The 15020-nt window shown below is 45.2% G+C and carries 7 protein-coding genes; all 7 read left to right on the forward strand.

The annotated features are described in order from the left end of the window. The first annotated feature begins 48 nt into the window (after positions 1 to 48). Positions 49 to 1131, forward strand: a complete 1083-nt coding sequence (locus ACKWCC_RS09605) for a GDP-L-fucose synthase family protein (protein ID WP_413995712.1) — start codon at positions 49 to 51, stop codon at positions 1129 to 1131. Between the two features lie 170 nt (positions 1132 to 1301). Beyond that, positions 1302 to 2618, forward strand: a complete 1317-nt coding sequence (locus ACKWCC_RS09610; protein ID WP_413995713.1) for an exopolysaccharide biosynthesis polyprenyl glycosylphosphotransferase — start codon at positions 1302 to 1304, stop codon at positions 2616 to 2618. 135 nt (positions 2619 to 2753) lie between these two features. Beyond that, entirely contained in the window at positions 2754 to 3491 is a 738-nt protein-coding gene (locus tag ACKWCC_RS09615) for a hypothetical protein (RefSeq protein ID WP_413995714.1), read from the forward strand. A 553-nt stretch (positions 3492 to 4044) separates the two neighbouring features. After that, positions 4045 to 10251: a beta/gamma crystallin-related protein gene (locus ACKWCC_RS09620; protein WP_413995715.1), complete on the forward strand. Its 6207-nt coding sequence runs from the start codon at positions 4045 to 4047 to the stop codon at positions 10249 to 10251. Between the two features lie 310 nt (positions 10252 to 10561). Beyond that, positions 10562 to 11569, forward strand: coding sequence for an acyltransferase family protein (locus ACKWCC_RS09625; RefSeq protein WP_413995716.1), 1008 nt, complete (start codon positions 10562 to 10564; stop codon positions 11567 to 11569). A gap of 215 nt (positions 11570 to 11784) precedes the next feature. Continuing rightward, on the forward strand, positions 11785 to 13140 hold the full coding sequence (locus ACKWCC_RS09630; RefSeq protein WP_413995717.1) for a lipopolysaccharide biosynthesis protein: 1356 nt from the start codon (positions 11785 to 11787) through the stop codon (positions 13138 to 13140). Further along, positions 13128 to 14195: a polysaccharide pyruvyl transferase family protein gene (locus ACKWCC_RS09635; protein WP_413995718.1), complete on the forward strand. Its 1068-nt coding sequence runs from the start codon at positions 13128 to 13130 to the stop codon at positions 14193 to 14195. The genes ACKWCC_RS09630 and ACKWCC_RS09635 overlap by 13 nt, the downstream gene beginning before the upstream one ends. The last annotated feature ends 825 nt before the right edge of the window (positions 14196 to 15020 follow it).

Genomic DNA, 15020 nt, shown 5'->3' on the forward strand with positions numbered 1-15020 from the left:
TGGGCACTGCCTTTGCCAACGGAACATACTAACGGAACTTTTCTAGGCATGGATAAAAATGGAAAGGTGTTTGTTGCCGGTCACAGGGGCTTGGTGGGCAGCGCCATCGTAACGAATTTGCAAGCAAAGGGTTATGTGAACATAGTGACCCGCACGCACAAAGAATTGGACTTAACGGATGCCATTGCCGTCCATTCCTTTTTCGAGACCGCCAGACCCGATTATGTGGTGCTCGCGGCGGCCAAGGTGGGAGGCATTGTTGCCAACAACACCTATAGGGCCGATTTTATTTACGAGAACCTCATGATCCAAAACAACGTGATCCATCAGAGTTTTGTTCACGGGGTTAAGAAATTGCTGTTTTTGGGCAGTACCTGCATCTATCCCAAGGCATGTCCGCAACCCATGCCGGAAAGCGCCTTGCTAACCGATGTCCTGGAATACACCAATGAGCCTTACGCCATCGCCAAGATTGCGGGAATAAAAATGTGCGAGAGCTACAACTTGCAATACGGGACCAATTTCCTATCGGTAATGCCCACCAATTTATACGGCCCCAATGACAATTTCGATTTGGAAAAATCGCATGTACTACCCGCCCTTGTGCGCAAAATGCATTTGGGAAAGGCATTGGAAAAGGAAGACTGGTCTAGCATACGGAAAGATTTGGACCAGCTGCCGATCAAGGGGATTGACGGTAACGCGGGGGAGGCCGATATTCTTGCCGTATTGCGTTCCTTTGGTATCGAAAAAAAGGGAACTACGGTATATTTGGAAATTTGGGGCTCCGGGAAACCCTTGCGCGAATTTTTATGGAGCGAGGATATGGCAGATGCATGTGTCTTTCTCATGGAAAAACGTGATTTCAAGGACTGTTGCCAAGATGGGCACTCGGAAATTAGAAATACCCACATCAATATAGGAACGGGGAAGGACATTTCCATAGCGAATCTGGCTGATCAAATCAAAGAAATAACCGGTTTTACGGGCCATCTCTATTTCAATACCGACAAGCCCGATGGCACAATGAAAAAGTTGACCGACCCATCAAAACTGCACGGCTTGGGCTGGAAACATACGGTGGATCTAGAAGAGGGAATTCAGAAAATATACAATTGGTACCGTGCATGACCCATCGGCACGGGCCTGCCTCTCCTACAAATGAGCCGATCGCTCGGACTTACACTTTTGATTTTTGTCATATACCATAGTAGTCTTTAATAAGTACCCCTGAGACATACGGATGTAAACAGCGTATTTCCAATAAAATGCAAAAGTCTTATTTTGGTATTCATTTATCGATGCTCGTTCATATTGCGTCCCTTAATGTTACCTTTTATTATTTAATTCCGGATATTTACCGAAACAGTGCCCAGGCCGTGGCGTTCTATAACCTGGCCTGGTTTGCCATAACCCACACCCTTGAGTTTTACGCAAAAACAAAGCGGGAGCGCCTTACCCTGAGGTCCCATAACTACGCCAGACTCATTGTACTGTACGGCCTGGCCTTTTTTGCATCCTTCGTGTTTTTGGGTTCCGAGGTCTATGCACCGCTATACCTCAGCGGGGTGTACGGCATCCTTTGCCTACAGTTGGTTGTGTTTCGCATTGTTTTCTATTGGGGAAGCAAGACCTACCGCTCCCAACAGTTTAAAAATAAAAAAGTGGTGGTAGTGGGCTGGGACAAAAATCTACAAAAAATACGCAGTATTTTTGATCGTCCCCAACACCACTATCACTATGTGGGTTTTTTTGACAACAAGACCTCGAAGAGTCCCACCTATCTCGGTCCCATTAAAAACTGCTATACGTACATTTTTGAGAATGATATAAACGATGTTTTCCTTATTGCCTCAAGATTGTCCAAAGATGAAATAAAAATGCTGATGGACATCGCCGACAGGAGCTTTAAACGCGTTAGAATCATCCCGGACAACAAGGAACTGTACTCTAATGCCATGTCCATAGAGCTTTACGGTAACGTGCCCGTAATCAACCTCAGGGCCTCTCCCTTGGAGCTGGAATATGCCAATCTGGTGAAACGGGGTTTCGATGTGGTATTTTCAAGTATGGTGATGCTACTGGTCCTTTCATGGGTAACTCCCTTGGTTTGGATCCTTATGAAGTTCGACTCCAAAGGCCCTCTTTTTTTTAAGCAGAGCCGGGATGGGGTCAATAAAACCCCCTTTAAATGCTACAAATTTCGATCTATGGCCAAGAATGGAGACGCGGACACGACCATGGCCACCAAACAAGATGTACGAATCACCAGACTGGGCCGCATTTTGCGCAGAACGAGCATTGATGAGCTCCCCCAATTCTATAATGTGCTCATTGGGGACATGAGCGTGGTGGGACCTCGGCCGCATATGCAATTGCATACCCAACAGTACGAGGCCTCCGTGGAAAAGTACTTGGTGCGCCACTTTTTCAAACCAGGTATTACCGGCTTAGCACAGATAAAGGGATATAGGGGGGAAATCGTAAAAAAGGTAGATATCGTTAACCGGGTAAAATACGATATTTTTTATATTAAGAAATGGTCGCTTCGCTTGGATATCGCGATTATTTATTACACCATTGTCAAAGCCATTAGGGGAGAGGAAAAAGCCTATTAGTCTGGGCTCGCAAGTTGCAAGCCCGGCCCGCCGCCCCGAAAAAGCGTTTAAGACCCATTACAAGACCCTTTTTTTGCTGTAGCACCTATGATTGCCCTTGGCAGGGCAATTATTTGATTTTTTGCACAAATGTTTATGAGCGTAAATAAAAAAAAATTTAGGCAGGCAATACGGGCACAAGGACTCCTTTGGCTCCTAATGCTGGCGGATGCACTGTTTATGGCCGGTCATGCCATCGCCTGGATGTTTTGGGATGCCCCAACAGATATGTTTTTATTGAATGGAAGTACCCTGGGCCTTGCGGAAGGTTTTCAGTACCTCAAGTACCTGGGCATCCTGTGTTTGCTGGCCTACCTTATCGGTCTTAAAAAACAACATGCCTACCTACCGCTGTTTTTTTTGTTTGCGTTTTTGTTCGCGGATGATGTTTCGCAACTGCACAACCGGGCCAGTTGGGTTTTTGTGCACCGCTTGCAGCTGCAGCCGCTGGCCGGTGTCCATGCACAGCCCTTGGGGAAAATCTTTTACACGGCTACCATCGCGAGTTTGTTTATGGGCGTTTCAGGCCGGTATTACCTAAAGGCCTCCTCGGAGCTGCGGAGGGCCTTCCGGGATATTTTGGTCCTGTTGGCGGGCTTCCTTTTTTTTGGGGTGGGCCTAGATGTGTTCCAAACATTTTTTGTGGGGAGGCCACGGATTGGGTTTTGGCTGACCTTGACAGAGGAGGGCGGAGAAATGTTGGTGCTGAGCCTGCTACTATGGTACTTGTATTGCCTTTTCTTACCACTGAAACACCCTTGGCCCCTCTTTTGGGGGCGCATTATTGGAAAGAACGAACAAAAAAGGCTCGATCGTATCACCAAGCTGCGGTAGCGGTAACGTCAAACTGGCCCAAAATTGGCACGCTAAAGTCGTTTGCCCTGTTATCCCCACTAAATTTAGGTGCCCGGCAACAAAGCAAAGCTTGTAGTTTAGCAGATTTACGTGGCCTTTTGGTCTTAATAAAGAAGAAACAGGTACACAGTTGTGCCATTGTTGTCACAAGGAATTGCATCCCAATATCGTATTTGGAATTAACGTTTCAGTTTCCCTTTAATTAAAATTAACAAGATAAAAGACGTTGGTCTATGTTTATTGGTCCTTCATCGATAAAAAATGACAAATCGGAATTCCTGTATTATTTTAACAGTGGTGTCTCAGTTCTTGGATGTCCCATAAATTTGTTTTAGTTACAAACTTTATGGTGTAGCCAGAAGAGAACAGAAAATGTTACTTCCCCCTTTTAAGTTTGATACCACCTGTTTTAACGTTTCACATAACTTCCAAAAGAATACTTAGATTGAAAAGTTTGGCAACACCATCTTATTGGAAGAACAAAACTTGGTTATTGTTCTTTCTTCCCCTTATATTTTTAAGTTTCAAAGCAGTGATATATTTTCAGCCCGGTTTGGATGCGGTTGAAGCCATAGACCCCTTCATGGACGGCAATCTTCCGAATATTGAACCTAGTAGTGATATTGATTTGGTCGAAATCCACACGGATATCCCGTGGGAGTCCCCCCAGGCCGTGTTACCTTTTCCGGGCACGGACAAGCTGCTTGTGGTGGAAATGGACGGACGCTTTTTCACCGTCCCGGATAACGATGACGCCACGGAAGCAGAACGCACTATGGTGATGGATATTCAAGACCGCTGCTGGTATTATAGCTGGACCGGGAATGTTGGCCAAAAACACGGGGGGTTTCAAAATGTGGCTTTTCACCCCAATTTTGGGCAAGGATTGGGCAAGGACTACATCTATGTGTATTACTTGCACAAGAAGGAAAATGAAGAAACGGATTTTGAACCACCCTATTACGATAGATTAAGTCGATTCAGTTGGAACGGGACAAACTTTGACCCCGGCAGCGAATTGATCATGATCAATCAATACGATACCCACAAAGGACACGATGGCAGTGGCCTTGCCTTTGGTGCCGATGGTTTTTTGTATGTGTCCGTTGGGGACGAAGGCTCTTTTGGGGATGCCATTTTACATACCCAGACTTTAAATGACCGATTTCGAAGTGGCGTTTGGCGTATAGATGTGGACATGCAGGGCGGTGGCATAAGCCATCCCATTCAAAGGCAGCCCAGCAATGCAAATACCCCCCCCAACGCGGAACAATCCTACACCCAAGGCTACTATATTCCCAGTGATAATCCCTGGGTTACGGGAACCGGAGCGCATTTGGAAGAATTCTATGCCATAGGCCTCCGCCAACCTTTTCGAATGACCTATGACCCACCTACCGGTAATTTTTGGATCGGTGATGTTGGTGAAGCCAAATTTGAGGAAGTGAATATTATGGATAAGCCCGCCCTTAATTTTCAATGGAATTACAAGGAAGGCTTTGCGGAGGGTGGGCGTAATTTTATCGATTATCCAAATCCAATTATAGGAGAAGAACGGGTGCCGCTGTATGCCTATGACGGATCGGTGGGCAGTGCCGTTATTGGAGGCTATGTGTACCGTGGCTCTGAGATTCCCGAGCTCTACGGAAAATACATTTATGGAGATAACGCCAATGGCCTGGTATTCGCCTTAACCCATACCGGCGGCAACACCAATGGAGGCGTGGAGACCATCGGCAATATAGGCGGGTCGGTTTTTAATGGTATTTCATCCTTCGGATACGATCATGACAACGAACTTATGGTGCTCAAGTTGTCCAATGGCGTACCAGGAGGAGGTAAAATTTTTAAACTCGTAAAGAAGGGCCTAAACAATAATCTCCCAATGCCCGCACTGTTGTCGGAGACCGGGGTCTTCTCAGATCTGCAAAACCTGACCCCCGCCGCTGGGGTCATGCCTTACGACGTTAACACCCCACTCTGGTCGTCGGGAACGGAAAAGTACCGTTGGGTGTCCCTGCCCCAAGACGGCCTTGTTGATTCCGTGGGGGAACAAATTGGGTATAATGAGGAAGATGATTGGACCTTTCCTATAGGCACCACATTTATCAAACAATTCAACAATCCCGACGGCACCAAACTAGAGACACGACTGTGGATTCATGGCACCGATGGGGAATGGTTTGGCAGCACTTATAAATGGCGCCCCAACGGAATGGAAGCAGATTTATTGCTGCTTGGCACCAACGAAGTCATCACTATAGACGGAGATACCTTTGGTTACGAGTATCCAGCGGCGAACACCTGCATCCAATGCCACAATCCCATTGCAGGATGGGTGTTGGGCTTCAATACCCGGCAACTGAACAAAGATATGCTGTACCCTTCGACCGGTAGAACCGCAAACCAGTTGGAAACCTTGGCCAGTTTGGGCTTCATTCCTCCAGTAGATACCAACACCGTGCCTACCCTGGTCCGTATTGATGACAACAATGAACCCTTGGAGACGAGGGTACGGTCCTACTTCGATTCCAATTGTGCATCCTGTCACCTGCCCGGCAACACAAGGGCCGGTTTCGATATGCGCTTTAGTCAGGAACTTCCGCAACAGGCCTTGATAAATGGTTCCATAATAGAAGATTTAACAGGTAGTGGAAAGGCCATAGTGCCCGGAGATGCTTCAAAATCGAATGTACATTACCGGCTCAATTCCCTTGATCCGTCAGCGATGATGCCACCCTTGGCAAAAGGAAGAATAGATATAGAGGCTGTGCACTTATTGGAAGCCTGGATAAATAGTTTGGATGATGGCTGTGAGAACGGGAACGCCAGTTTATTGGGGTTTAACAACTTGGGGAATGGCGACTTTCTCGATGTTCATAGCCCACACATTAACATAAACAGGACTGGATCGTACACCAACAATAGTGTTGAAGCCGTGAGCGTTTGTCTCGAGGAATTCACCTTTTTTGCGAGTAGGGTGGGCAATCCTGTGACACCATTTGTGGCCAAGGTGAATGGAGAAAACGATTTTACAGTAATCGCCATTGGACAAACAAGGACACCCCAAGACTACGCCACCGGTACAAATACCTTTAATTTTAGTGATCATTCCAATGATGCCGTTGTTCTACAACCCGGTGAGAGTATTGCTCCTGGATTTATGGACGCCTACCCAGATGGTTCTGGTTCTGTTCCCGGCAATAGTTTAATCCCAGCGGTAACCGCTGGGATCACCGACGATGTATGGCAATCCTACCAGGGAAATGCGAATTCAGACCCGCATTTGGTGATGGGCTCCATTCCTCAGGGAAATACCATAGCACAGCACTTGGCCAGGAGCTACCAATTCAATATCAGCATAAACATTTCGGCTATAGAAGGTGAGATCATACCCGAACCTGTGGTGACCTTGTTCCAACATGGTTACTATACTGGCTTTTCTTGGGAGCTTGTGGTTGGAGAGTATACAGACCTTGCCCTAAACCGAATCACGGACAATGCGATATCCTCCATCAAGGTGGACCAGGGCTACATCGCGGAGCTATACTCGGAAAAGAACTTTGGCGGGGACATGCTCCTCCTGGATGAAAGCTCACCCTTCCTCGGGCCCGATGGCTTCAACGACAGGGTGTCCTCCATCAAGATATACGAGTTCGTGGCACCGCCCGAGCCGGCCGTGGCAACCCTGTTCCAGGACAGTGAATACGGCGGCACGGCCTGGGGGCTGCCCATAGGCGAATATGCGGACCTATCCCTCCAGGGAATTGCCATGAACGAGGTGGGCTCCCTGCAGGTGGAAGAGGGCCACCTGGTGGAACTCTACCCCGACATCGACTTCGGCGGCACGCCAGTGGCAATCACATCGGACACCGCGGACCTCGCGGCAATGGGCGCCAATGACGACGCCGAGTCCGCAAGGGTGACCCTCCACGTCCCGGTCATCGAGGTCGTGGCCACCCTCTTCCAGCACGGCTGGTACGGAGGCACCGCTTGGGGTCTCGGTGCGGGAGACCACCCCGATGTCTCCCTGGCGGGGATCAACGAGAACGATGCCTCCTCCCTGCAGGTGGACCAGGGCTACATCGTGGAGCTCTACTCCGAAAAGGACTTTGGCGGGGACATGCTCCTCCTGGATGAAAGCTCACCCTTCCTCGGGCCCGATAGCTTCAACGACAGGGTGTCCTCCATCAAGATATACGAGTTCGTGGCACCGCCCGAGCCGGCCGTGGCAACCCTGTTCCAGGACAGTGAATACGGCGGCACGGCCTGGGGGCTGCCCATAGGCGAATATGCGGACCTATCCCTCCAGGGAATTGCCATGAACGAGGTGGGCTCCCTGCAGGTGGAAGAGGGCCACCTGGTGGAACTCTACCCCGACATCGACTTCGGCGGCACGCCAGTGGCAATCACATCGGACACCGCGGACCTCGCGGCAATGGGCGCCAATGACGACGCCGAGTCCGCAAGGGTGACCCTCCACGTCCCGGTCATCGAGGTCGTGGCCACCCTCTTCCAGCACGGCTGGTACGGAGGCACCGCTTGGGGTCTCGGTGCGGGAGACCACCCCGATGTCTCCCTGGCGGGGATCAACGAGAACGATGCCTCCTCCCTGCAGGTGGACCAGGGCTACATCGTGGAGCTATACTCGGAAAAGAACTTTGGCGGGGATATGCTCCTCCTGGATGAAAGCTCACCCTTCCTCGGGCCCGATGGCTTCAACGACAGGGTGTCCTCCATCAAGATATACGAGTTCGTGGCACCGCCCGAGCCGGCCGTGGCAACCCTGTTCCAGGACAGTGAATACGGCGGCACGGCCTGGGGGCTGGATGTAGGTGAATATGCGGACATTTCACTTGAAAACATTCCATTGAACGAGGTGGGCTCTGTACAACTGGAAGCCGGTTATGTTGTGGAACTTTACCCGGACCTGAACTTTGGCGGTACGCCAGTAATATTGACTTCGGATACGAACGACCTTTTAGCCTTGGGCATTGACGATGATACGGAGTCTGTGAAAGTATCTTTAGAAGTTGTTACACCTGTGGCAACTCTTTTTCAGAACGGGTGGTACGGCGGCACGTCTTGGGAGCTTGGGGTTGGGGAATATTCGGACATCACCTTAGAAGGAATCAACGATAACGATGCCTCTTCACTTCAGGTGGACCAAGGGTTCATCATAGAACTGTACTCCGAAAAAGACTTTGGAGGCAATGTACTTATATTGGAAGAGAGTACAGTCTTTTTAGGGTACTCGGATTTTAACGACAAGGTATCCTCGGTTAAGGTGTACCAATTTGTGCAGGCTCCATTAGTTCCAGTAGTTACGCTGTTCCAACATGGTAATTATGCCGGTATGGCATGGGAACTCAGTGTCGGAGAGTATTCGGACATTACCTTGGAAGGTATTAACAATAACGATGCCTCCTCACTGCAGATAGAGGAAGGTTACGTTATAGAACTGTATTCGGAAAAGGACTTTGGCGGGGACACAATTACATTGGAAAATAACACCCCGTACTTGAACAATCCCAATTTCAACGATAAGGTATCATCTGCAAAAATATATGCATATAGTGAACCGGTATTAGCCACCTTTTTTCAGGATAACCAATTCGGTGGGGATTCTTGGGGTCTTCCGCTTGGGGAATATACGGACATAACCACCGAAGGTATTCCGTTAAACCAAATCAGTTCTGTGCAAGTGGTGGAAGGATACGCCATAACTTTATATCCGCAATTGAATTTTAGTGGTACTCCCGTTGTGCTTACATCGGATGCATCGGAGCTACTGACCTTGGGGATAAACGATGTCATAGCCTCCATAAAAGTAGCGCGTGACCAATGCAAATGTACCTCGGGAGAGTATAGTCGCCTGGTCAATGGAAGTTTTGAGGAGATCAACAACCCTACATACGCCAATGCTTATGACCTAATTGAAGGGATAGGGAGTTCTTTTGGTAATGTAAAGTTTATTGATGCGCATCCAGATGAGGAGGTGCCTGGCTGGTTCACCACGGGTGGCATTGCCCTGCAACAAGGTGGTTTTTCCCAAGGTGGCACCCTGGAATTGGGACAAAGCGGTTTCTTAGGACGTCAAGCAGCTGACGGTAATGTCTTTGTGGAAATGGACGCGAATCACCACCATCAAATCATTTCTGTAACCCCTGGTGAGGTCTTGGATTGGGAGTTGTCGCACCGCGGACGTGAAGGGGAAGATGAGATTACGATCTCAGCAGGTCCCGTGGGAAACCAAACGGTATTGGCCGTGGCCACCTCTTCAAATATGGAGTGGATCACGCATTCAGGGCAATATCAGGTGCCGGCCAATATAACTGAGATTCAGTTCACCATTACCCCTTCTGGAGCAAGCAATGGGGATATGGATTCTTCCAACCTTTTGGATTTTGTTAGACTGTGCCCATCCAATGGTACAGTGACCACACCGGTATCCTTAAAAACAAGAATGGGCGTGGCATTGGAATTGTCCACTTCCTATTCGCTTTACCCCAACCCGGTGGGCGACCGTTTTTACATCCGTACGGAAAACCTCAGCCCACAAAATGCCATGCTGTACATATATTCTGTTACTGGAACCATGGTAAAGCAGCAACGGGTGGTTATGGACCTCACCAGGGATATCGAGGTCCAGGCAACAGACTTGGCCGTTGGCCTGTACTCCATTGTAATCGTTGGTGACACTGGCGAGACCACAACACTGCAGATGTTAAAAAAATAATGGCTACATAAGAAGAATGCACCATTAAAGGGGCAATAAGACCGCAAATAAACACAAAGGTTTGTAAACAGCTTTGTTATTGTCGGTAAGGTCCCAATTTCTAGTGCCTAATTTGGTGTTTTAAACCTAAAAATAGTCACCGTTCAAGTTTTGACAAGAATCCGAAATCATTACTGCAATACCTGAAAACAATCAAAAAAAAGTGGTCTTGAATTTAGAAAAAGTGCATTGATGCTAGATTTTTAGGGAAATCTGAAAGATTGTTATACAAATATGCTAAGGTGCTTGCTTGTCTCAAGCAAAACAAAAGATGAAGAAAGAAAGAATAGCCTATATAGATAGGTTGCGGGGGGTAAACATATTTTTGGTGGTCATGGGACATGTCATTACCGCAAACGTGATCAATGGGGAAACTTCCAAGATCTTGGTGTACGGCTCCACCTTTAGGATGCCTTTGTTTATGTTCTTGTGCGGTTACATAGCCAGCAAGGTCATTAAACCCCAGATATTTGAACGTTACGGGCTTTTTGTGCTCAAAAAATGCAGAACGCTGTTGGTGCCCTTCTTCGCCTGGCCATTGCTGGTAGAACCTTTCTTTTTCTCGGATGCAATTCATTTCAATTACTGGGGCAAAATTAAGGAGTTGCTCAATGGCGGGGGGCTCTGGTTTTTGTACTACCTGTTTTTTATTACCCAATTGTACTCCCTATGGTTGTTTTTTTCACATCGGTTCAACAAGCAGCGCCGCTTTTTTTTGGACCTTTTGTTCTTGGCCGGCATTGGCTTGGCCCTTTCGGCCATCTGGAAAATGGACATCATTGGTTTTATGACCAACTTTATGCTGTTCTTTGTCTTTTATTTTACGGGTGTACTGATGGCTAAATATGAATTTTTAAGCAAGATACTGGTGAATTCCAAGGTGTTCTCGGCGGCTCTTTTGGCTTTTGTCCTACTTGTGGGGCACTATGAATATGGCTTTTCCTCCCTCACCAATACGCTGGTGAAAGTGAGCAGCGCCTTCGCTGCCATTGTGGTGTTCTACTATTTGGTAAAACACCTGACCTGGCCACCCGCCCTAGACAAGCACATCCGCCATTGGGGGGTGCACTCCCTGGTCATTTATGTGACCCACGGTGCTGTGTCGGCCGTTTTTTCCCATGCCTTTATCCCCGCTTCGTTCCAACAGGTACCCCTGTTCCTCATAACGGGCAGCCTTACCCTTGTTGTGGTAATGATCTGCATGTTTGTTTATGGCATTGTGAAACGCAGTGGTGCCATGAATTTCCTGCTGTACGGGAACCGCCCAAACTATTATTAGCGTAAAGCCATCTTTTGGTGTAAAAACGAAAAAAATTGGAACAAGCAAACGGGTAGCCAAAAATACGGGTATTCCATATGTGCAGATGGGCATTACTGTGTTTGTGTCCCTGTATGCCACGCCACTGATTTTGGCAGCCCTTTGCCACGGAAGATTTTGGCATCTTCAATGTGGTGGGCGGTGCGGTGGCGATACCAGCATTTTTCTTAAAATAAATGAAAAACAAAATCTATAAAAAATTAGGGGTTTCCAGTGATAGAACCCAGAATATTGCTAACCACATAGGTTGGTCTACAGTTTTTAAAATGGGTAGTATTTTGACCAATTTTCTTCTGGTGCCCATAACCATAGACTATCTTGACACAGAAAATTACGGGGTATGGTTAACGTTAAGTTCTTTTATTGCTTGGTTCTCGTTTTTCGATATTGGCCTTGGAAATGGACTGCGCAATAAGTTTGGGGAAGCAAAGGCATTGGGAAAGTTTGATGATGCACAGGCATTCGTCAGTACCGCCTACTATACCATTGGCAGCATCAGTATGTTGTTGTTGTTTGTGTTTTTATTTCTCAATCCATTTATAAACTGGGCACAATTATTTAACACAAAAGCAGGGTTACAAGAAGATCTGTCCATCTTATTGCCCATAGTATTTGTATTTTTTGCATTACAGCTCGTGGCAAAATTGATTACCACCATTTATCAGGCCGATCAAAACCATTCCATACAGGGAAAGGTCCAATTTTATACACAGGCCATATCTCTTTTAGTGATTTGGTTACTTACTAAGACCGACAAAAGTTCATTGCTTATTTTTGGCAGTGTTTTTTCCGCACTGCCGGTACTAATTTTACTTGGCCTGAATGTTTTTGCTTTCAAACAAAAGTACAAGAGATTCAAACCAAAATTTTCACTCTGGAACAAACACTATCTAAAGGAAATCACAGGGTTGGGATTTAAATTTTTTGTGGTACAAATTGCTGCCATTGTTTTGTTTTCAACAGATAATTTGATCATAAGCAAACTTTTTGGCCCCGAAGAAGTTGTGCCCTATAACATTGCCTTTAAATTTTTTTCCATTGTGACAATGGGGTACACCATATTGATAGCTCCGTTCTGGTCATCTTTTACCGAGGCTTATGCCAAAAAGGATTTTGCCTGGATAAAAAATGCTGTGGCCAATATTCAAAAAATATGGCTGCTCGTTCCCGTTGGGCTCATTGGCATGATTTTAATTGCCAATTGGTTCTATGATCTTTGGGTAGGGGAAAAGGTGGATGTACCTTTGTACTTGTCCATGGCTATGGCTTTGTTCGTTGCCTTGTCCACCTTTAATATGATTTACGTTAACTTTATCAATGGTGTAGGGAAAATAAAATTACAATTGATAACCTCCCTTGTCTCCATGACCATTAACATTCCTTTGAGTATTTATTTGGGCAAGTATCTTGGTTGGGGATCCACCGGGGTCATTTTGGCCACGTGTTTTAGCTTGGGGTATTCAGTCGTCTTAAGACCGTTACAGTATCATAAAATAATAAATAACACAGCAACAGGAATATGGAACAAATAAGTAGAATTCTTTATAAAAAAAAATATTTTAAAGGGTACCTTAAGAGTCGCTTAAAAAAAATCAATGATTCAGTTAGTGAGGAGAGATATAAGGATTTTGGAATTTTAAATCCCAGCATTGCATCCACCAACTTAGGAGACCGAATCATTTATGACAGTGTATGGACCGTATTGAGGCAAGTGTTTCCATATGACATGTTTACAGACTACCCAACCCAATTACATACTGCTTTCGACGCCAAAACTATGATGAGTGAAAAGGAATTGCTTTTCATTTCTGGCACAAACCTTTTATCGTCCAACCTAGAGACTAGACATCAATGGAAGATAAATAATTCGCACAAACGTTTTTTAAAAAATAAGGTTGTTTTGTTTGGTACAGGATGGTGGCAGTACCAAGGAGGAATTAACAAATACACGGAAAAAATATATAATAGCGTATTGAATAAGAATGTTGTGCATTCTGTGAGGGATAGCTATACCGAACAAAAATTACACGATATTGGTATAATGAATGTCGCTAATACGACATGCCCTACCTTATGGCAATTGACCCCGGAAAAGTGTGCAACCATACCCCGTAAAAGAGCGAATGCAGTGATAACCACCCTAACCTTTTATCATCAAAACAAAGTGGAAGATTATAGAATGCTTGAATTGTTAGAAGAAAATTATGAAAAAGTATATTTATGGCTGCAGAGTACGAATGATCATCATTACTACAATGAATTAAATAAAGGTTTCAAAAAAATCGAATTCGTGCCACCTACCGTTGAAGCTTACAATTCTATTCTTGATAATGCCGATATTGATTATATCGGCACAAGACTGCATGCTGGTGTTAGAGCTTTGCAGAAAGGATTAAGAACATTAATTTTAGCCGTTGACAATCGAGCTTTTGAAATCGGTAGAGACGTTAATTTGAATGTAGTTAAACGGGAAAACGTTGATCGTGCTATCGACTTTATCAACAATGAATATAGAACTGAAATAAAGCTACCTACACAAAACATAAATAAATTTCTCAAAACCTTAAATAACTATGCCAATTACTAATCTTTATGGCAAACACTTAATATATAGCCTGATTTTTAAAATTTTAACTTCTAGTAGAGAAATTTGTCCAAAGTTTTTACGTGAAGAAAGAATTCTCAACCACCTCTAAAGGCTTCCTCTAAAGAGGTCAAAGGTTAAAATTTTTACAACAATTTTTAGACCATACAAAAAACAATGAATTGTTGTAATTCGATAAGCTTTTATATATGCCAATCCATTGTGAACTTAAACCCTAATTCCGATGCACTGATCCAAAGTGAAAGAATCCGGCAACAATTTATTCGAAAAGAATTGCTGTTGGCTGATTTAAATAAAAAGTTCAATGAATTACTGAAAGAGCTCTATCTACAAAGTGAAAAAATAAAGTTTAAAGACAAGATTGAAACAAAAAGGAGAAATTTTAAATTACCGGACAAGTATATAAATAAATCGGACCATTGTAATTTCAATATTTCAAATGGCAAAGTTCACATCGATGTAAACTATGAGCTCTTCTCTTTTTTTAGTCAGTTCTACACTAAAAATTCACCTGATCGGCGTGTAGCGCATTATATCTTAAATGCCAGAGAAATCAACAATATTTGTAAAAAAATAGGGCTTGTCTACCCTTTTATTTCACCTTTTGGATTTCAATTTTATAGGTCCGACTTAAAATTTTATATCAAAAAAAAGTTATGGTCCCTATAAAACGACTTTGATTTCCAATAGTCCTTTTTTGGTAACAACAAAGTGCTCTTTCCTTTGTTTTTTAAATCGAAAGCCCATGATTATAGCCAACTAAATTCCAGAATAATTGTTGTTTTTCATCTTCAATGTATTCTTATC

This window comes from Maribacter aquimarinus, from assembly GCF_047345505.1.
Lineage (GTDB): Bacteria > Bacteroidota > Bacteroidia > Flavobacteriales > Flavobacteriaceae > Maribacter.

What these genes read in the sequence shown, in the direction of transcription:
- ACKWCC_RS09605 (WP_413995712.1), top strand. Translation starts at nt 49, where the DNA reads ATGGATAAAAATGGAAAGGTGTTTGTTGCCGGTCACAGGGGCTTGGTG.
- ACKWCC_RS09610 (WP_413995713.1), top strand. Translation starts at nt 1,302, where the DNA reads ATGCTCGTTCATATTGCGTCCCTTAATGTTACCTTTTATTATTTAATT.
- ACKWCC_RS09615 (WP_413995714.1), top strand. Translation starts at nt 2,754, where the DNA reads ATGAGCGTAAATAAAAAAAAATTTAGGCAGGCAATACGGGCACAAGGA.
- ACKWCC_RS09625 (WP_413995716.1), top strand. Translation starts at nt 10,562, where the DNA reads ATGAAGAAAGAAAGAATAGCCTATATAGATAGGTTGCGGGGGGTAAAC.
- ACKWCC_RS09630 (WP_413995717.1), top strand. Translation starts at nt 11,785, where the DNA reads ATGAAAAACAAAATCTATAAAAAATTAGGGGTTTCCAGTGATAGAACC.
- ACKWCC_RS09635 (WP_413995718.1), top strand. Translation starts at nt 13,128, where the DNA reads ATGGAACAAATAAGTAGAATTCTTTATAAAAAAAAATATTTTAAAGGG.